The following is a 19505-nucleotide window of genomic DNA, read 5'->3' on the forward strand; positions in this document are numbered from 1 at the left end:
GACACTCCTTCTGTTGCTCCCGATAACTGTTGCTCCGATACGAGGCGCTGCGCCGCCGCATCAGTCATGGCTGACGACCGCTTGCCGGGCGGACTGCCGACGGGCTTCCGCCACGATGGGGGACGTACGCAAGGCGTGTGCGATACCGATCAAGGACGAGCGCGTGGCGGGGAGTTCGGTGGCTTCGGCGTACTCGGTGTGCGCGGCGTTCTCGGTGTTCTCGCCGTTCTCCAAGAGGGCCGCCGGTGTGACCGGTCCGGCACGTCGGCAGGCGCGCACAGCCGCGGCGACCATCGCCGCGTGGCCGATGCGGGCGGCGCTGTCGGCGCTGTGGCCCGCGGCACGGGCCGCTGTCCGGGCGCGTGAGCGGACGTGGTCATCGAAGTAGGGACGGATCAGTCGCAGCCCGTCCTCGATCCCGGCCTCGCGTCGGGTGAGGCGGATGAACGGCGAGGAGTACCAGGGAATCGAGGCGGCGAGCGGACTGCCAGGGTGGGTGTCGCCGAGTTCCCGCCACAGCGGGCCGAGCCGCCGCCATGTCGTCACGGCACGCCAGACGGCACTCCCCCACGGGCCGAGGAGCGGCACGGTGAAGCCGGCGGTGGCGACGGCCGCCGCCAGGCCCACGAGGCGGGGCGCCAGAAGCGTGCTCAGCATGTCCCAGTCCCGGCCCGTCCACCGCGCGATCACCGCGGTGAGCTTGAGACCGCTGAAGGACAGGTTGAGCAGCCAGCCGAGGACCAGCAGCCACAGTCCGGCCCGCAGCCATCCGTGCACCTCCCGCGCCCAGCGCCCGCACAGAACGGTGGTCACGACGGCGGCCGTCATATGGCCGAGCAGGTACAGCACGATCATCGGCCCGATCCACGGTGTCGTGGCGTAGTACGTGTCGAAATCGGTGCGCCGCTCGATGGGCGCGTCACCCAGGACGAACAGGGTGATCAGTACGGCGACCAGGACGGCATAGCCGGCCTTCCAGCGCCGGGTGAGGCGGCGCACGTACGCCTCGGGCCCGCCACGCCAGTGGATGATCAGCAGCAGGCAGCTGGCGCTGTAGGCACTCACCATCGCGTACACCAGCGGGCCGGAGAAGTTCGCGATGCCGGTCGCTTCGTTGATCCCGGCGACGGTGCGGGGAGCGGCGAGGAAGAAGCCGGCGCCGCCCAGAAAGATCACCCAGCAGACGGCCCGGACCAAGGGGTCGCGCCACGCGTTCAGCAGGCCGGGCAGCTTCAGTCCCAGTCCGGCCCAGCAGACGAACGCGGGTATGTAGTAGTAGGCGGAGGCGTCCATGCTCAGACCTGCGGCCGGCGGCTGCCCAGTGACGCACCGATACGTCCCGTCTCCTTCTCGGCCTGGAATTCTCCGACCAGCCGCGTGACAAGGCGACGCATCTGCTGACTACTCCTCACATGCCGGACCCTGCCCGGCAAATATTCCAGACCTGGAAGCTCACTGCCAGGCCTGGCCTCCTCCGGCTTCCGGTCCCCCGGTGCTCCTGTCGCGGTCCCGCTCCTTCCTCCACGTGCCGGTCTGCCGGGGTTCGCGCCGTGGTCTGCGGCCGCGCACCGTTCAGGTGTGCGCGGCCGCGGACCCGATTGTCAGTGGTGGACGGCAAGCTGGACCCAGCGCCACCGCTGTGCGACGGCGCGTGAACGCAGGAGCCGAGCCGAACCGGGAGAGTCGTCCGATGCCGACCGCCGTACTGACCGATCACGAACGCACCGCCGTGCAGGCATATCTGCGCCTGTTGCACACGGTACGAGCCGCGCTGGACGACCCGCCCGGCACGGCGCCCCGGCCCGTCGTCGTACCGCCCGCCACCCTCGCGGAGGCCGAGCGCGCGCTGGAGGCGGCGGGCCTCGCGGGCAACGAGGAGGCGTTCTTCCGCCTGCTGCACGCCTGGTGCCCTCCGCCGTGACGATCCCCGGCCGCACGAGAACGGGACACCGGATTAACCACCGCCGTACGCCACGGTCACCGCGGTCGCCACGAGAGCCCGGCCCACCGTCCAGCGTCCGTCGAAGTGGTCGACGCGGCGGCCGTCCACCACCGGCCCTGGCACCAGGAGCCGGGCGCGGAAGACACCCGAGGTGGTGTGCCCGGGCGCCAGGCCGACCTCGATGTCCGCCTCCATGAAGTCCAGCCACTTCCCGGTGAGGGGAAACCACGCCTTGTAGACCGACTCCTTGGCGCTGAAGAGGAGTCGGTCCCAGTGGACGGCGGGCTGCTCGACGGAGAGCGCACGCAGCCTGCCGTCCTCGGCGGGCAGCACCACGGCTTCCAACACGCCGTCGGGAAGCGGCAGATGGGGCTCCGCGTCGATGCCGAGGGAGGCCAGGTCGGTGGCGCGGGCCAGCGCCGCGGCGGCGTAGCCCTCGCAGTGCGTCATGCTGCCGATGAGTCCGGCGGGCCACTGCGGTGCCCCGCGCTCACCGGTCAGGACGGCCTGTGGGGGAACGCCGAGCTTGTCCATCGCACGCCGGGCACAGGTGCGTACGACGGTGAACTCACGGCGTCGCTTCTCCACGGCCCGAGCGATCAGCGCCTGCTCCTCGGGATACAGCGTCGCACTCTCGGCCGGCTCGTCACCGTGTGCTTCCACGGCCACGACCGAGTCCGGGAGCAACTCCTCGATCACTGGATCCGACCTCCATCGGCAGAATGCGGCGCAGCGTACCCGGCGAGGCAGAATCCGTAACACGGACGTAGCAGCGATCATGCCTCGGAACCCCTATGATCGGCCCTACACAACCGCGCGCTCACCGTTTCCGAACGGCGGTTTTGTGTACCTCCAAACTCCTTGGCCGGGCACGGCCTGCTTCGCCGTGCCCGCGAACCTTGAAAGGTGGCCTGCATGGTCTCTCGCGTACGCGTCTGGCTCAACCGCACGTACGCGGAGAACGTGTTCTTCATGGATCAGCTGCGGGAGAATCCCAGCGGCCGTCCGGTCGAGATCCATGCGACGCACGGTGACCCCGACTCCCCCATCCTGGCCGCCGCCGACACCGCGGAGCTGGAACCGAAGGGGCTGTCCCCGGCCGCGTACGTCGAGTACGCCCTCGATCAGTGCGCCCGGCACTCGATCGACGTGTTCGTGCCGGTGCTGCACCAGGCGGCGGTCGCCGCGCACCGCGAGGAGTTCGCCGCGGCCGGTACGGCACTGCTGGCGCCGCCCGCCGAGGCCGTGACGACCTTCCATGACAAGGTGACGGCGTACGAGGCGGTGCAGGCGCTCGGGGTGCCGGTGCCGCCGTGGTGGCGGGTGCGTACGGAGGACGAACTCGTCGCGGCGGTCGACGCCTTGGAGGCGGACGGCCACAAGGCGTGCTTCAAGCCGGCCGCGGGTGCGGGCGGAGTCGGCTTCCGCATCATCACGCGCGCCCCCTTCTCACTCATGCACCTGAGCGGCTTCCCGAGCCCGTATGTGCCGCTGAACCTCGTCGTCGACGCGCTGCGGCAGGCCGACGGCCCCGTCGACTGGCTGGTGATGCCGCGTCTGGAGGAGCCGGAGGTGTCCGTCGACTGTCTGACGGGGCCGGACGGGCGGGTGCGGATGGCGGTGGGCCGGACCAAGAACGGCCGTCGGCGCGGCTTCACGCTGCAGCCGTCCTTCATCGAGCCGGCGCGGCTCATCGCCCGGGCCTTCTCGCTGCACTACCTCACGAACGTGCAGTTCCGTATGTACGGAGACGAGCCGGTGCTCATGGACGTCAACACGCGCCCGGCCGGCGGTCTGCACCAGCTCTCCCAGTGCGGCCTCAACGCCCCTTGGGCGGCAGTGCGGTTGGCGCTCGGCGAGGACCCGGGCGAGCTGGTACCACCGTTCCTCGGCCGGGACTACGCGGTGGTCGCGGGTCCGCGCCCGGTGGGTGCGGTGTCGTTGCCGCAGCCGCGCCTGGACGACGTCCAGCCCACCCTGCCGGCCGTCCCCGCCCCGGATGGGGGTCCCCCCGCTCGAGCGAAGCCGAGAGTGGGGGAGGAGCCGGCCGCCACTCCCACCCCTGCCTGAGCCCTCTCGCCCGGAGCGCCTGGGTGCCCGGTCAGTCGACCGGGTACCCCCACTCGCGCGCCAACTCGGCCAGCCGCGGCGGCAGTTCGGCCCCCGGGTCGGCCGGGCGGGCCGACTGGATGCGGCCCGACTTGATGGTCTCGCTCCAGTCGCCGAGCTGGGGGCGGAAGGTGCCGTGGTCCTTCTTGCCGTACTCGAGCATCCCCGGCTCCCAGGGGACCTTGAGGTAGTCGCACAGGCCCCGGGTGACCGTCTCGGGGTCGGCGGTGAGCTCCTCGTACGTGATCACGTGGGCGCCGGTGAGCTTCTGGCGGGCCTCGTCGAGCTTCTCGCTGTAGTCGAGGACCTCGCGGCGGATCTGTTCGTGGTCCGGGTCGGCGCGACGGTTGGTGAGGGAGGTGACGACCGCGCCCGGGTGGCGGAGCAGGACGATGTAGCGGGCGTCGGGCCAACATCGTTGCAGCCGAGGCCAGATGAGGGTGTTCGGCGGCGTCTTGTCGACGATGATCTCCTTGCCGCTGCGGGTGAGCTCCAGATGGAGCACGCGGTCCCACAGGACGTGTTCCAGCTCGTCCTTGTCCAGCTCCAGCGCCTTCATGGCGTCGGCCGTGAAGTCACGGGCCAGGTGGACGTGGAGGGTGCGCAGATGCATCTCGTGCGGGGCGCGGATCCGGGAGTGGCTGTTCAGCAGGACGCGCAGCAGGGTCGAGCCGGAGCGCACCGAGGACAGGACGAAGACCGGGGAGTCGACCAGGCGCGGGGCGCGCGGGGCGGCGTACGCATCCTTCGGGGTCCGCTGTGTCGGCATGGCGTCGAGGCTCCGGCGGGGCGGGCTCACCGCCTGGGCCATCAGTCTGCCGCGGCGCTTCAGCCCTTTGCGGATCGCCGAGATACGTGGGTCCCGCACGGTGACACCCCTCTTTTTTCTCTTACCTTCGCCTTGCCGCGCCATCCCAGGGGTACCGGGCGAACTTCAGGTGTCGTACAGGCAACAGGCCGTGGTCACGGCGGGCCGAAAACCAGCCGTGACCAGGCCTTTTACCCCTTTCTTAATTCTTCATGGAAAACGGGGTCAGTCATTCCGCCGTGACAGCCGCAGCGTCTGCACCTCGAAGGGGCGCAGCGACACCGCGACCCCGCCGCCGTCCACGTCCGCCTCGGCGAGGGGCCGCTCCAGGAGGTCGGTGACCTGGGCGCCGGCCAGGGGGAAGCCGGTGCGCAGGGTGCCCTGGGCGCGTCCGCCACGGGACTCGTAGAGGCGTACGACGATGTCGCCGGACTCGTCGTCGGCGAGCTTGACCGCCTCGACGGTCACGCCCTCGCCCTCGACGCTCACGACCGGCTCGGATGCTCCGGCCGAATCGGCCACCCGCAGCGGCAGGTTGAGCGCGTAGCCCTCCGCGACCGTGTCCTCGATCGTCGCGCCGGGCAGCAGCGCGTAGGTGAAGCGGTGCTTGCCCTGGTCGGCCTCCGGGTCGGGGATGCGCGGGGCGCGGACCAGGCTGAGGCGGACCGTGGTGGTCGTACCGCCGTCGTCGCGGACCGTGCGGGAGACGTCGTGGCCGTAGGTGGAGTCGTTGATGACCGCGACGCCGTAGCCGGGCTCGCCGATGTGCACCCAGCGGTGGTTGCAGACCTCGAAACGGGCCGACTCCCAGCTGGTGTTGGTGTGCGTGGGGCGCTGGATGTGGCCGAACTGGATCTCGGCGGAGGAGTGCGCGGCCCGGATGTCCACCGGGAAGGCGGCCTTGAGGATCTTCTCCGTCTCGTGCCAGTCGATCTCCGTCTCGAAGTCGATACGGGGGCTGCCCGCGCGGACGGTGATGGTCTGCGTGATGCGTGAGCCCTTGCCGAAGGCGCGCTCGACGCGGATCGCACCGAGGAGCGGGTCCTCCTCGACGACCGTGACGGCTTCGGCGTCGAGCAGGTCCGTGTAGCGGTTCTTGTAGTGCTTGTCGATGTCCCAGGCGTCCCAGTAGTTCGGGAGGTCGGTGTGCAGCCGGAGCAGATTGCCCTGGTCGGCGAGGACTTCGCGGTCGGCCCGCAGGTCCCGTACGGAGGCCAGGGTTCCGTCCTCGGCCACCTCGACGCGTACGAGGCCGTTGTCGAGGACGCGGCCGGTGACCTTCACGGGCTGAGGGGGTTCGCCCGCGCCGAGCGGCGCACTGCCGTTCGCGGGCACCTCCGTGTACATCGGGACGCCGACCGAGGTGCGCACGACCTCGGCGCGGTCGCACGGGCTGGTGTTGAACACCCGCGTCTCCCCCGCGCCGAGCGCGGTCACGGCCTCGGCGGTGAGGGCCTGGACCTCCTGAGCGACCCGCGCGTACTCGGCCTCCGCCTCCCGGTGCACCCAGGCGATCGAGGAGCCCGGCAGGATGTCGTGGAACTGGTGCAGCAGGACCGTCTTCCAGAGCCGGTCGAGCTTCTCGTACGGGTAGGAGTAGCCCGGCGCGTTCAGGGCGGCCGTGGTCGCCCACAACTCGGCCTCGCGGAGCAGGTGTTCGCTGCGCCGGTTGCCCTGCTTGGTGCGGGCCTGGGAGGTGTAGGTGGCGCGGTGCAGCTCCAGGTAGAGTTCGCCGACCCAGACGGGGGCGTCCGGGTACTCCTCGCGGGCGTCCGCGAAGAACTTGTCGGGGTGCTCCACGACGACCTTCGGCGAGCCCTCCAGGTCCGCCAGCCGCCGTGCCCGCTCCATGATCTCGCGGGTGGGGCCGCCGCCGCCGTCGCCCCAGCCGAAGGGCGCCAGGGAGCGCGTACCGCCGCCCTTCTCCTGGTAGTTGCGTACGGCGCGGTCCATCTCCTCGCCGCTGAACCGGGCGTTGTAGGTGTCGACCGGCGGGAAGTGGGTGAAGATGCGGGTGCCGTCGATGCCCTCCCACCAGAAGGTGTGGTGGGGGAACTTGTTCGTCTGGTTCCAGGAGATCTTCTGGGTCAGGAACCAGTCGTTGCCCGCGAGCTTGGCGAGCTGCGGATAGGCGGCGGTGTAGCCGAAGGAGTCCGGCAGCCACACGCCCTTGGTCTCGACGCCGAAGTGCTCCATGAAGAACTTCTTGCCGTGGACGAGCTGGCGGGCGATGGCCTCACCGCCGGGCAGGTTGCCGTCGGCCTCGACCCACATGCCGCCGACCGGCGCCCACTGGCCCTTCTTCACGGACTCCTGGATACGGGCCCACACCTGCGGGTAGTTGTCGCGCACCCACTCGTACTGCTGGGCCTGCGAGCAGGCGAAGATGAAGTCCTCGTACTCGTCGGCCAGTGCCGTGACGTTCGAGAAGGTGCGGGACGTCTTGCGCTTGGTCTCGCGGATGGGCCACAGCCAGGCGGAGTCGATGTGTGCGTGGCCGACGCCGGAGACGGTGTGGGCGCTGGCGTGCGCGGGCTTGGCCAGGGCGGGGGCGAGCACCTCGCGGACCGCGGCGGCGCTGCCGGAGACGTCGTCCAGGTCCACGGTGTCCATGGCCCGGTCCAGGGTGTGCAGGATCTCGTGGCGGCGCGGGTCGTGCTCTTCGAGGTGGACCATCAGTTCGCGCAGCACCTGGAGGTCCAGGTCAAGATGGAACACGTCCTCGTCCAGGACGGCGAGGTCGGCGCGCTGGAAGGTGTAGATCGGCTTGTCGCCGGCGGTCAGCACATCGCCCATGACGGTCGGGCGCGAGAAGTTGTCGGCGAGGATGTCCGGGTTGGACGCGGCCTCGACGAGGTAGTGGATCTCCTCGCCGCCCGCTGCCGGGTTGCCGATGGGCACGTACTGGTTGAGCGGGTTGACGGCCTTGAGCGGGGTGCCATCGGCGAGGTGGACGAGCGCCTCGGCCTGGTTGCCGGGCCAGTCGCCGATGAACCCGAGGTCGATGACGGCCTCGACGCGCCGGCCGGCCCACTCGGCGGGCACCTGCCCGCGCATCCGGAACCAGGTAGTCCCCCAGGGCGGGCCCCAGGGGGTGTCCATCGCGAAGGGGGCGTACGACGCCGACGCGGCCTCCTCGAAGGGGACGGGCTCCCCCGGCGCCTGCCAGGCCTCGACCTCGAAGGGCACGGAGGCGGCGTAGATCGCGGTCTTGATGCGCTGGTCGTGGACGCGCTGGACGCGCTCCTCGATCCTGCGTCGTTCGTCATGCATGTGCGGGTCTCCTCGGAGGGCTCTGCTTCAGGCGCTGCTTCAGAGGGTCTACTACTTCAGGTATGCCAGGCCAGGGTGCTCGGCGGTGTAGCCCTCGACGAGACGACGGGCGACGTTCACGGAGTCGACCAGCGGGTGCAGCGCGAAGGCCTTCACCGCGGTCGTACGGGAGCCGGACTCGGCGGCGGCGAGCACCTCGCGCTCGACCGCCTTCACCGCGCACACCAGGCCGGTCGCGTGGTCCGGGAGCGGGTCGACGGCGACCGGGTGCGCGCCGTTGGCGTCGACGAGACAGGGCACCTCGATGACGGCGTCCGTGTCGAGCACCGAGAGGGTGCCCTGGTTGCGGACGTTGAGGATCAGCGTGGTGCGCTCGTCGCGGGCGATGGCCCGCATCAGGGCGAGAGCCACCTTCTCGTAGCCGCCGGAGAGGTCGTCGGCGTCGCGCTCGCCGGCGCCCGCCGCGTCCCGGTTCTCCGACATGTATGTGGCCTCGCGCTCGGCCCGGGTGCTGTCCCAGGTCTTGAGGGCCTCGGCGTCAGGGCGCTTCATCGCTTCGTAGAAACGGGCCTGCTGGTCACGCAGGAAGGCGCCGCGGGTCTTCTCGGCCTCCTGGTAGGCGCGGACGGCTTCCCGGTTGAAGTAGTAGTAGTGCAGGTACTCGTTCGGGATCGCGCCCAGGGACTGGAGCCACTCGGTGCCGAAGAGTTTGCCCTCCTCGAAGGAGCCGAGGAGGTCCGGGTCGGCGAGGAGCCGCGGCAGTTCGTCGCGTCCGGCGACGCGCAGGCCGCGGACCCAGCCGAGGTGGTTGAGGCCGACGTAGTCGATCCATGTCTCGCGCGGGTTCGCGACGCCGAGGACGCGGGCGATACGGCGGCCGAGGCCGACCGGTGAGTCGCAGATGCCGATCACGCGGTTGCCGAGGTGCCGGGACATGGCCTCGGTGACGAGGCCTGCCGGGTTGGTGAAGTTGATCACCCAGGCATCGGGGGCGAGCCGGGCCACGCGCCGGGCGACGTCGACGGCGACGGGCACCGTGCGCAGCCCGTACGCGATGCCGCCCGCGCCGACGGTCTCCTGGCCGAGGACGCCCTGGTCGAGGGCGACCCGCTCGTCGGCCGCGCGTCCTTCGAGTCCGCCGACGCGGATCGCGGAGAAGACGAAGTCGGCGCCGCGCAGCGCCTCGTCGAGGTCGGTGGTGGCGGTCACGGCGGGTGCGCCGGGGACACCGGCCGCCTGCTCGGCGAGCACGCGGGCGACGGCCGAGAGCCGGCCCGCGTCCAGGTCGTGCAGCACGACGTCGGTGACGCGGCCCTCGGCGCGGTCCCCGAGGAGCGCCCCGTACACGAGTGGCACCCGGAATCCGCCGCCACCCAGAATCGTCAGCTTCACGCAACAACCCTTTCCACGTTCATGTCCGCAGCACACGGTTCATGTCTGCACCACGCGTACGCCCGCCTCCTCCAGCGCGGACCTGGTCCCGGCGTCCGCAGGACCGTTGGTCACCACCACGTCCAGGTCCTCGGGTCCGCAGACCTTCGCCATTCCCGTACCCGGGAACTTGGCCCGGTCCGCGAGCAGCACGACCCGGTCGGCCGCCGCGATCATGGCGCGCTTCACCGGCACCTCGACGACCGTCGTGTCCATCACCTGCCCGCCGGGGCGCACTCCACTGGTGCCGAGGAAGAGCCAGTCCGCGTGGAGCTGGCGCAGGTTGTCCTCGGTGAGGAAGCCGACCAGGGAGCGGTACTCGCGGCGGACCATGCCGCCGAGGAGCACCAGCTCGATGTCCTCGTCGTCCGCGAGTTCCTCGTAGACCACCAGGTTGCTGGTGATCACGGTGATGCGGCGGCCGTGCAGCTGCCGGGCCAGTCGGTATGCGGTGGTGCCGATGTCGAGCAGCACGGACTGGCCGTCCTCGATCATCGTCGCCGCTCGCTCGGCGATGGCGTCCTTCTCGGCTACGCGCACCTCCGCGACCTCGGCGAAGGGCTGGTCCCCCTCCTCGGCGACGGCGCCGCCGTGCACCCGCGTGAGCAGGCCGTCCTCCTCGAGTTTGACCAGGTCACGGCGGATTGTGGCAGGGCTCACGCCCAGCTGTTCCGAGAGGTCGGTCACGGCGGCGGGCCCGCCTGAGCGCAGGGACCGCAGGATGAGTTGGTGTCGTCGTTCTGCCAGCACGTCGTGAACAGTACTCGTCATTCGCAATCAATTCTATGCTCGATTCTGCTCGACTCTTGCCAAAGTGGCTGGATGCGCGCACGATCCTGTGCACGGAAATGGAAGGCTTTTGACGAGAGGAAGCGTGCGTGGGTGACGAACGGCCCGATGTCCTGCTGACCGGGCTGCTCTTCTACGACCTCGTCCTGACCGGTCTGGGCAAGCCGCCGACTCCCGGCGAGGAGATCTGGACCGAGGGGATGGGAGCCGGCCCGGGCGGGATCGCGAACCTGGCCGTGGCGGCGGCCCGGTTTGGCCTGAACACCTCCCTGGCCACGGTCTTCGGGGACGACTACTACGGCGCGTACTGCCGTGACGTCCTCGCCGGCCAGGAGCACATCGACCTCTCGCTCTCCCGCACGGCGGCCGGCTGGCACACCCCGGTCACCGTCGCGCTCGCCTACGACCACGACCGGGCCCTGGTCACCCACGGCCAGGAACCCCCGTACTCGCAGGACACACTGATGGGCGACCCGCCCGAGGCGCGCACCGCCCTCGTGCACATCGAGGCCGAGCCGCGCGCCTGGCTCGCCAAGGCGGCGGCGAACGGCACACAGATCTACGCGGACGTCGGCTGGGACCCCACCCAGCAGTGGTCCTCCGACCTCCTCGACCAGCTCTCCCTGTGCCACGCCTTCCTGCCCAACGACACCGAGGCAATGGCCTACACACGCACCGACACCGCCGCCGCCGCGCTCGGCAAGCTCTCCGAGCTGGTGCCGGTGGCCGTGGTCACCCGTGGCCGCGACGGTGCGGTCGCCGTCGACCAGACCACGGACGAGTACGCCGATGTGTCCGCCCTCGACGTCGACGTCCTGGACTCGACGGGCGCCGGAGACGTCTTCGGCGCGAGTTTCGTCGCGGCCTCGCTCGGCGGCTGGCCGCTCGGCGAGCGGCTGCGCTTCGCGGTGCTGGCCGCCGGACTCTCCGTACGCCATCACGGCGGGGCCCTGGCCGCGCCCGGCTGGTACGGCGTCCACCAGTGGTGGCAGTCCGTCCGTGATCCCGGACTGCGGCGGGCGTACGGCTTCCTGGCCGACCGCATGCCGGCGGACCCGGGACCGCCGACCCGCCACGCCCCCGTGACGCCACCGGCACCCACCCGGCAGCACTGAACTCTCGTATGCGAAGACGCGAACAGACCCGAAAGGCGGTGGGAGCTGTGCGGCTCTCACGAAGGGGCCTCCTGCGCGCGGGCCTGGCCGGTACGGCCGCCACGGCGCTCGGCGGCCTGGCATCCGGCTGCGCCGTTCCGACCGGTTCGACCGGCCGGAACATGGTCCTGTGGTACTGGAGCGGCGGCCTGAGCGACACGGTCGTCAAGCAGGCCAAGGCCCGCTACGACAGCGCCGTCGACCTCGACGCGATCCAGATCGGCGGCTACTACCGCTCCAAGCTGATCACCACGATGACCGGACAGGCCCATGTCCCCGACATCGCGGGGCTCAAGGGCGAGGACATGGCGTCGTATCTGCCGAACGCGGATCAGTTCGTGGACTTGCGGACGCTTGGTGCGGAGAAGCTCAAGAGCCAGTACCTGGACTGGAAGTGGCAACAGGGGGTCGCTCCGGACGGCAGCCTCATCGGCTTCCCCATCGATGTGGGCCCGGTCGTGCACTACTACCAGCCCGCCGTCTTCGAGAAGGCCGGGCTGCCGTACGAACCGGCCGACGTCTCCAAGGAGATGGCCACCTGGGAGCAGTTCTTCGCGGCGGGCGAGCAGCTGAAGAAGCGTGTGCGAGGGGCGTTCCTGCTGAACGACGTCGGCAGTGTCTTCGAGATGTCGATCGGCCAGGGCACCAAGCGGTTCGTCGACGAGGACGAGCACTTCATCGGCGACCAGGAGCATGTGCGCGTCTGCTGGGACCGCGCGGTGGAGGCCAAGCGCCGCGGGCTCGTCTCGAGCCTCGTGAGCGGCACGCCCGACTCGATCTCGGCCAAGGAGAGGGGGCTGCTGCCCAGCGCGTTGAACGCCTCCTGGGCCGCGGGCGACCTCAAGCTCGAAGTGCCGAAGACCAAAGGCAAGTGGCGGGTGGCGAACTGTCCGGGCGGCCCCTCCAACGTCGGCGGCTCGTTCCTGGCGATCACCAAGGCGTGCCGGGAGCCGGAGAAGGCCTTCGAGATCATCACCTGGCTGCTCAACGCGGACAACCAGGCCCAGGGCTTCCTCGACGCCGGACTCTTCCCGTCGACCCCTGCCTCCTACGAGATGAAGAAGCTGCGCCGGCCCGACCCGTTCTTCGGCGACCAGATCACGATGGACGTCTACGGCCCGGCCGCCGAGAAGATCCCGGTCGCCTTCAACAGCCCGTTCGACGTCGCGCTCGGGCAGCCGATCAGGGACGAGATCAAGAACGTCGGCGTCCTCGGCAAGGACCCGAAGAAAGCCTGGAGTGACGCCATGAGCGATTGCCGGCGCATCGCCGAGCACCTGGGGGTGAGCGTCTGATGGCGACCGCACCCGTGGTCGAAAAGCCCCCCGCGGCCGTGGTGGAGACCCCGCCCGAGCAACCGAAGAAGAGCATCCTCAGCTACTGGCGGCTGTACCTCGCGCTCTCCCCCTTCTATCTGCTCTTCCTGGCCTTCGGCCTGATCCCGGTCGGCTTCTCCCTCTACCTCTCCTTCCACCGCTGGGACGGCCTCGGCTCGATGGAGTGGGCGGGGCTCGACCAGTACAAGTACCTGCTGAGCGACACCGACTTCTGGAGCTCGATCGGCAACACCGTCATCATCTGGGCGCTGGCCACCTTCCCCATGATCTTCCTGGCGATGATCACGGCCGTGATGCTCAACTCGGCGGTCCGCTTCAGGAACCTCTACCGCTTCGCGTACTTCCTGCCGAACGTCACCTCGGTCGTGGCCGTCGCGATCATCTTCGGCTCGGTCTTCTCCACCAACTTCGGCCTGATCAACGCCCTGTTGCAGGCGGTCGGTCTCGACCAGGTGGCCTGGCTGAACACGCCGTGGGGCATCAAGGTCGCCATCGCCACCCTGATGACCTGGCAGTGGACCGGCTACAACGCGATCATCTTCCTCGCCGGGCTCCAGACGATTCCGGGCGAGTTGTACGAGGCCGCGCGCGTCGACGGGGCGGGACCCGTGCAGACCTTCTTCCGGATCACGCTTCCGCTGATGCGGCCCGTGCTGCTGTTCGTGCTCGTCATCTCGACGGTCACCGGACTGCAGAGCTTCTCCGAGCCTCAGGTGCTGCTGCAGACCACGGCCAACGAGTCGACGTTCTCGGGAGGTCCCGACCACGCAGGCCGGACGATGGTCCTCTACTTCTTCCAGCAGACCTTCGACAACAACGACTTCGGCTACGGCGCCGCCGTGGCGTGGGGCATCTTCCTCGTCGTCGTCCTCTTCTCGATCATCAACTGGCGCCTGGTGCAGCGCCGGGGCGAAGAATAGGGAGACCGGTCACCATGGCAACCACCGAAGCCAGGCCCGCCGAGGCCGAGCCCGTCAAGCCCACCAGGCCCAAACTCATCGAGGGCACCCGGCGCAGGGGCATCGCCCTCCACGTGTCCCTGATCGTCGGCGTACTGCTCTCGGCCTTCCCGTTCTACTGGGCCGTGATCATGTCGACCCACACGTCGACCGAGATCTTCTCGTACCCGCCGAAGCTGCTGCCCGGCTCGCACTTCGACGACAACGTCAGCAAGCTCTTCGACAGCATCGATTTCTTCGGGTCGATGTTCAACTCGCTGCTCGTCGCGACCACGGTGACGTTCCTCGTCCTGTTCTTCGACTCGCTGGCCGCGTTCGTCTTCGCCAAGTTCCAGTTCCCCGGAAAGCGGGTGCTGTTCGCGGTGATGATGGCGATCTTCATGGTCCCGGCCCAGCTTCAGGCCATCCCCCAGTTCGTGATCATGGCGAACCTCGGCTGGATCGGCTCCATGACCTCGCTGATCGTCCCGGCGGCGGCCAACGCGTTCGGCATCTTCTGGATGCGCCAGTACATGAAGAGCGCGATCCATGACGAACTGCTCGACGCCTCGAAGCTCGACGGCGCCGGTTTCATGCGTCAGTACTGGCATGTGGCGCTGCCGGTCGTCCGGCCGGGCCTCGCCTTCCTCGGCATCTTCACCTTCATGAGCCAGTGGAACGACTACGCCTGGCCGTTGATCGCCCTCACCAACCCGGACAACGTGACGCTCCAGGTCGCCCTCTCTCAGCTCAACGGCGTCCACGGCACCACGGACTACGGGATGGTCATGACCGGCGCCGTACTGGCCCTCATCCCGCTCCTGATCGTCTTCGCCATCGGCGCCAAGCAGATCATCGCGGACCTCGGCAAGGGAGCCATCCGCTGATGAGACGCGATCCGCTGATCGCGCTGCGCCCCTGGGAGACACCCGAGGTGACCTCCTGGGGGCGGCTGCCGATGAACGCCGTGGACCGCCGCGGCGACGCGCTGTCCCTGGACGGCTCCTGGCACTTCCAGCTGCTGCCCACTCCCCACGGATGTTCGGGCGAGTGGACGCGGATCGAGGTCCCCGGCGCCTGGACCATGCAGGACCTGGGCGATCTGCCGCAGTACACCAACTTCCGTATGCCGTGGGGTGAGTTCCCGCCCAGCTCGCCCACCGCCAATCCGACGGGCGTGTACGAGCGTTCCGTGGACATCCCCGCCGAGTGGGCGGGCCGCCGGATCGTGCTCCAGGTGGGCGCCGCCGAGAGCGTGCTGCTCGTCCATGTGAACGGCCGTCCGGTCGGCATCTCCAAGGACTCCCATCTCGCCGCCGAGTTCGACCTCTCCGATGTCGTACGCCCCGGGGATCCCGCCACGCTGCGGCTGACCGTCATCAAGTGGTCGGACGCCTCGCACATCGAGGACCAGGACCAGTGGTGGCACGCCGGGATCACCCGCTCGGTGCTGCTGTACGCGACGGATCCGCTGCATCTGGCGGATGTGACGGTGCGGGCGCACCAGGACGGGGAGCTGCGGGTCGACTGCCAGGTGCGGAATGCGGCGGGCGCGCTGCCGGAGGGCTGGTATGTCACCGGGGCACTGGGTGGCCAACTGCTCGTCCAAGACGCGGAGTTCGACCGGGTGAACGCCGAGGACATGCGGGTGTCCGACTTCCTCGGTGAGGTCCGGCTGGCGGCGACCGTGCGCGCGGTGCGCCCCTGGACCGCCGAGACGCCCGAGCTGTACGAGCTGACCGTCCGGCTGCACCGCGCCGACGGCTCGGTCGCCGACACCTCTCACCACCGGGTCGGCTTCCGGGACGTAGAGGTCCGGGGTCCGAACCTGCTCGTCAACGGTGAGCGAATCTTCATTCGCGGAATCAACCGCCACGACTTCCACCCCCTCACCGGACGCACCGTCTCCGCCGCCGACATGCGCGCGGACCTGATCGTGCTGAAACGCTTCGGCTTCAACGCGATCCGTACCGCGCACTACCCGAACGACCCGACGCTCCTCGACCTCGCCGACGAACTCGGCTTCTACGTCGTCGACGAGGCCAACATCGAATCCCACGACCACGCCCACGAGATCGCCGACGACCCCCGCTACCTCGGGGCCTTCGTCGACCGCGTCTCGCGCATGGTGCTGCGCGACAAGAACCGCCCGTCCGTCATCATCTGGTCGCTGGGCAACGAGTCGGACTACGGCGCGAACCACGACGCGGCGGCCGGCTGGATACGCCGGCACGACCCCACCCGCCCCCTTCAGTACGAGGGCGCGGCCAAGCTGGACTGGGCCGATCTGTCGGTCGCCTCCGACATCGCCTGCCCGATGTACGCGCCGGTCGAGGACTGTGTCGCGCACGCCCTGTCGGGTGAGCAGACCAAGCCGCTCATCCAGTGCGAGTACTCGCACGCCATGGGCAACAGCAACGGCACACTCGCCGACCACTGGGCGGCCATCGAGTCCATCCCAGGACTTCAGGGCGGTTTCATCTGGGAGTTCTGGGACCACGGCATTCTCCAGCGTGTGAACGACGGAAGACCGGCTGGGCGCGCAGGCGCCGGGTTGTACGACAACGGCGTCGCCGCATCCGGCCATCGCTGGGCGTACGGCGGCGACTTCGGGGACAGCCCGAACGACGGGGTGTTCTGCGCGGACGGGCTGGTGTTCCCGGACCGCACGCCGAAACCGGCGATGTACGAGCACCGGGAGATCGCGGCGCCGGTGCGGCTGAGGTACTGCCGAGGGGTGTTCCTGGTCCAGAACCGGCAGCATTTCCGGGGTCTGGAGTGGCTGAACGCCGAATGGTGTCTCGTGCACGAGAACGGCGACACGCAGACCGCACCGGCCGCGCTGCCCGACGTACTGCCGGGCGGCTCGGAGACGATCGCGATGCCGTTCCCGATCCCGGAGGGCGAGGCCTGGCTGACCCTGCGGGTCACGACGGCACGCGACGAGGCCTGGGCGCCGCGCGGCACGGAGGTGTGTCTGCCACAGGTCCGGCTGAGTACGGGGGTCGCTGCGGCGCCCTCGCAGGAGTCGGTGTCCGGTGCGTCTGTGGAGGTGGACGGGGAGGGGCTGCTGGTCCACCCGATGCTGGCCTCGCCACCCGTCCTGAGCCTGTGGCGCGCCTCCACCGACAACGACGAGATCGGCGGCATGGCGGCCCGCTGGCGCGACTGGGGCCTGGACGCGCTCGTACGCAAGGTCGTGGGTGTGGACCGCGAGGGCGCACGCGTGACGGTGCGGGCCGAGTACGCGACCGGTGCCGGGATCGTCCGCCACGAGCAGGTGATCACCCCGGTCGCCGGTGGTCTCCGTATCGAGGAATCGGCCGAACTGCCCGATGCGCTGGACGATGTGGCGCGGGTCGGCACGGTCTTCGAGACGGTCGGCGGGCTCGATGTCCTGGACTGGTACGGGCAGGGCCCCTGGGAGTCCTATCCGGACCGGAGCGCGGGCGCGCCCGTCGGCCATCACTCGCTCCCGGTGGACGAGTTGTTCACCCCTTATCTGCGGCCCCAGGAAAGCGGCGGGCGGCACGGGGTGCGCCGGTTCACGCTGTCGGCGCCGGACGCCACGGGACTGGCCGTGGACCTGGGAGCGCCGAGCCAGGTCTCGGTCTCCCGCTACCGCGCCGAGGACCTGGCCGCCGCCGCGCACCACGACGAGCTGGTGCCGCGGCCCGGCTGCGTCGTGCACCTCGACGCCGCGCACCGGGGTCTGGGCACGGCGTCGTGCGGACCCGACACCTCGGCGCAGTACCTCATCACGCCGGGCATCCACCGCTGGGCCTGGACCCTGCGCGTGCTCTGAACTCACCACCCCCTCTCCCGGAGCAGTCCCTCTTCTCACGGAGCAGACGTGTGTACTTGTACTTCGCATGAGCACGACCAGGCCGAGGCCGAGCAGGCGGACGCCGGCAGACGGAACTTCCTGCGGGCGACCGCGCTGATCGGCGCGGCCACGGCGGCGGTCGCACTGCCGACGGCCACGGCGCAGGCGGCGCCCGTGCCGACGGTGTCCGCCTCGAAGACCCGCTGGAGACCCGACCCCGACAGCAGCCGCTTCACGCTCGTCGTGATGCCCGACACGCAATACCTCTTCGACGGAGCGAGCATCAACCCCGCCCCGATCGAGGCATCGCTGCGCTACATCCTGGAGCAGGGTGAGGACGACAACATCGTCTTCCTCTCGCACCTGGGCGACGTCACCGAGAACGGCGCGCAGGCCGAAGTCACCGCCGCGAGCAAGGCGTTCGAGCTGCTCGACCGGCGGGGCGTGGGCTACAGCGTGCTCGCGGGCAACCATGACGTGAAGTCCTCCACCGACGACCAGCGGGGCCCGACCTCGTATCTGGACGCCTTCGGCCCGCAGCGGTTCAAGGACAAGCCGACCTTCGGCGGCGCCTCGCCCGACGGCTACAACACCTTCCACCTCTTCAAGGCGGCCGGCCGGCAGTGGCTCGTACTCGCCCTGGACTGGCGGCTGTCGGCGCAGGGGTACGCCTGGGCCAAGGACGTCATCGCGCGGCATCCGAAGACACCGGTCATCCTCACCACCCATGAACTGGTCTACGAGGCCGACACCCTGTCCACGTACGGGCAGCAGCTCTGGGACCGGCTGATCAAGGAGCACGACCAGATCTTCCTCACGCTCAACGGGCACTACTGGCCGGCCGCCCGCGCCGTCCGCAGGAACGCCGCCGGGAACGACGTACATCTGCACCTGACGAACTACCAGAACCGTTACTACGGCGGCGCGGCGATGATCCGCCTCTACCGCTTCGACCTCGACCGCGACACCATCGACGTCGAGACGATCTCCCCGTGGATCCTGGGCCGCGCGGGCGACGGGCTCAACGAGTTGGAGCGGCAGGAGATCGAACTGACCGGCCCCCAGGACCGGTTCTCGGTGGCGATCGACTTCGAGAAGCGCTTCTCCGGCTTCGCCCCGGTGTCTCCGCGGGGGCCGCGGCCCGCCTCCGAGATGCTGGTGCGGGGGACGGTGGCGTACTGGCGGTTCGACGGGCATGCGGAAGGCGCGGCCATGGACGGCACGGTCCGCGATCTGTCGGGGCGCGGCAACGACCTCACCGTGGTCAAGGTCGCCGACGGCTCCCTCACCTGGTCGTCGGAACACCACCCCGACCAGCCGGGTCACGGCAGCCTCTACTTCCACGGCGACAAGTCGCCGCTGCGGGGCGCCTATTTGCGGACGGCCGAGAACGCACCGCTCAACTCGGCGACCTTCAGGGGCGGTTACACCTTCGAGGCCTTCTACCAGCTGCCCGCCGACTGGGACCCGTCGCGCAACGCCTGGGGCGGGCTGATCAGCCGCACCGGTACGGGCGGGGCGGCGGGCAAGACCGAGGGCGACCCGGACGAGCCGCTCGCCACGCTGTCACTGTCGGACGGGCCCGGCCCGCAGTGGGCGGTACGGCCGCTCAACCAGCAGGGCATCGCCACCAACTGGGGCGACGAGACGGCCCGCGAGGTGTGGTGGCACGTCGCCGTCGTCAACGACGGTTCGCACACCACGCTGTACGTCCAGGGCTGCCCCGTCGCCCGCAATCCCACCGCTCGCTCGGTCGGGCTCACCTCGCTCGGCCTGCCGTGGCTGCTCGGCGGCTACGAGTACGCGGGCAAGATCGACCAGATCCTGCACGGGCGGCTCGGTGACGTACGGATCGTCGAACGCGCCCTGCCCGTCACGTCGTTCATGAACCACTGACC

General features: G+C 69.7%; 14 protein-coding genes. 8 read left to right on the top strand and 6 right to left on the bottom strand.

Annotated elements, in window-relative coordinates; genetic code table 11:
* Positions 1-60: 60 nt before the first annotated feature.
* A complete protein-coding gene (locus ACYVO6_RS41585; RefSeq protein WP_461070790.1) occupies positions 61-1293 on the bottom strand; it encodes an MAB_1171c family putative transporter in 1233 nt (410 codons plus the stop codon).
* 397 nt (positions 1294-1690) lie between these two features.
* Between ACYVO6_RS41585 and ACYVO6_RS41590 the strand changes: the two genes are divergently transcribed.
* Entirely contained in the window at positions 1691-1921 is a 231-nt protein-coding gene (locus ACYVO6_RS41590) for a hypothetical protein (RefSeq protein ID WP_461070792.1), read from the top strand.
* A gap of 33 nt (positions 1922-1954) precedes the next feature.
* Here the strand turns inward: ACYVO6_RS41590 and ACYVO6_RS41595 are convergent, their stop codons facing one another.
* Positions 1955-2641 carry a 4'-phosphopantetheinyl transferase family protein gene (locus ACYVO6_RS41595; RefSeq protein ID WP_461070794.1) on the bottom strand — a complete coding sequence of 229 codons (687 nt, stop codon included), beginning with the start codon at positions 2639-2641 and terminating at the stop codon, positions 1955-1957.
* Positions 2642-2857: 216 nt separating this feature from the next.
* Between ACYVO6_RS41595 and ACYVO6_RS41600 the strand changes: the two genes are divergently transcribed.
* A complete protein-coding gene (locus tag ACYVO6_RS41600) occupies positions 2858-4012 on the top strand; it encodes an ATP-grasp domain-containing protein (protein ID WP_461070796.1) in 1155 nt (384 codons plus the stop codon).
* A gap of 31 nt (positions 4013-4043) precedes the next feature.
* Here ACYVO6_RS41600 and ACYVO6_RS41605 read toward each other — a convergent pair whose 3' ends face one another.
* From ACYVO6_RS41605 to ACYVO6_RS41620, 4 genes are all read right to left on the bottom strand, one after another.
* Positions 4044-4919, bottom strand: coding sequence for a sulfotransferase family protein (locus tag ACYVO6_RS41605; protein WP_461070798.1), 876 nt, complete (start codon positions 4917-4919; stop codon positions 4044-4046).
* A gap of 165 nt (positions 4920-5084) precedes the next feature.
* A complete protein-coding gene (locus ACYVO6_RS41610) occupies positions 5085-8132 on the bottom strand; it encodes an alpha-mannosidase (RefSeq protein ID WP_461070800.1) in 3048 nt (1015 codons plus the stop codon).
* Between the two features lie 51 nt (positions 8133-8183).
* Positions 8184-9524, bottom strand: a complete 1341-nt coding sequence (locus ACYVO6_RS41615) for a 6-phospho-beta-glucosidase (RefSeq protein WP_461070802.1) — start codon at positions 9522-9524, stop codon at positions 8184-8186.
* A gap of 39 nt (positions 9525-9563) precedes the next feature.
* Positions 9564-10313 carry a DeoR/GlpR family DNA-binding transcription regulator gene (locus tag ACYVO6_RS41620; RefSeq protein ID WP_461070804.1) on the bottom strand — a complete coding sequence of 250 codons (750 nt, stop codon included), beginning with the start codon at positions 10311-10313 and terminating at the stop codon, positions 9564-9566.
* Positions 10314-10441: 128 nt separating this feature from the next.
* On the opposite strand from ACYVO6_RS41620, the gene ACYVO6_RS41625 reads away from it, so the two are divergent.
* From ACYVO6_RS41625 to ACYVO6_RS41650, 6 genes are read left to right on the top strand one after another with little or no spacing between them, the layout of a single operon-like run.
* The gene (locus tag ACYVO6_RS41625) at positions 10442-11467 is read left to right on the top strand and encodes a carbohydrate kinase family protein (RefSeq protein WP_461070806.1); all 1026 of its coding nucleotides are present in this window, start codon (positions 10442-10444) and stop codon (positions 11465-11467) included.
* A gap of 47 nt (positions 11468-11514) precedes the next feature.
* Positions 11515-12801: an extracellular solute-binding protein gene (locus ACYVO6_RS41630; protein ID WP_461070808.1), complete on the top strand. Its 1287-nt coding sequence runs from the start codon at positions 11515-11517 to the stop codon at positions 12799-12801.
* Complete coding sequence (locus tag ACYVO6_RS41635; RefSeq protein WP_461070810.1) at positions 12801-13763, top strand: carbohydrate ABC transporter permease; 963 nt, start codon at positions 12801-12803, stop codon at positions 13761-13763. The genes ACYVO6_RS41630 and ACYVO6_RS41635 overlap by 1 nt, the downstream gene beginning before the upstream one ends.
* A gap of 14 nt (positions 13764-13777) precedes the next feature.
* Positions 13778-14668, top strand: a complete 891-nt coding sequence (locus ACYVO6_RS41640) for a carbohydrate ABC transporter permease (RefSeq protein WP_461070812.1) — start codon at positions 13778-13780, stop codon at positions 14666-14668.
* Complete coding sequence (locus tag ACYVO6_RS41645) at positions 14668-17586, top strand: glycoside hydrolase family 2 TIM barrel-domain containing protein (RefSeq protein ID WP_461070814.1); 2919 nt, start codon at positions 14668-14670, stop codon at positions 17584-17586. The genes ACYVO6_RS41640 and ACYVO6_RS41645 overlap by 1 nt, the downstream gene beginning before the upstream one ends.
* A gap of 48 nt (positions 17587-17634) precedes the next feature.
* The gene (locus ACYVO6_RS41650) at positions 17635-19503 is read left to right on the top strand and encodes a LamG-like jellyroll fold domain-containing protein (protein ID WP_461070816.1); all 1869 of its coding nucleotides are present in this window, start codon (positions 17635-17637) and stop codon (positions 19501-19503) included.
* The last annotated feature ends 2 nt before the right edge of the window (positions 19504-19505 follow it).

Source organism: Streptomyces pseudoechinosporeus, assembly GCF_054783935.1.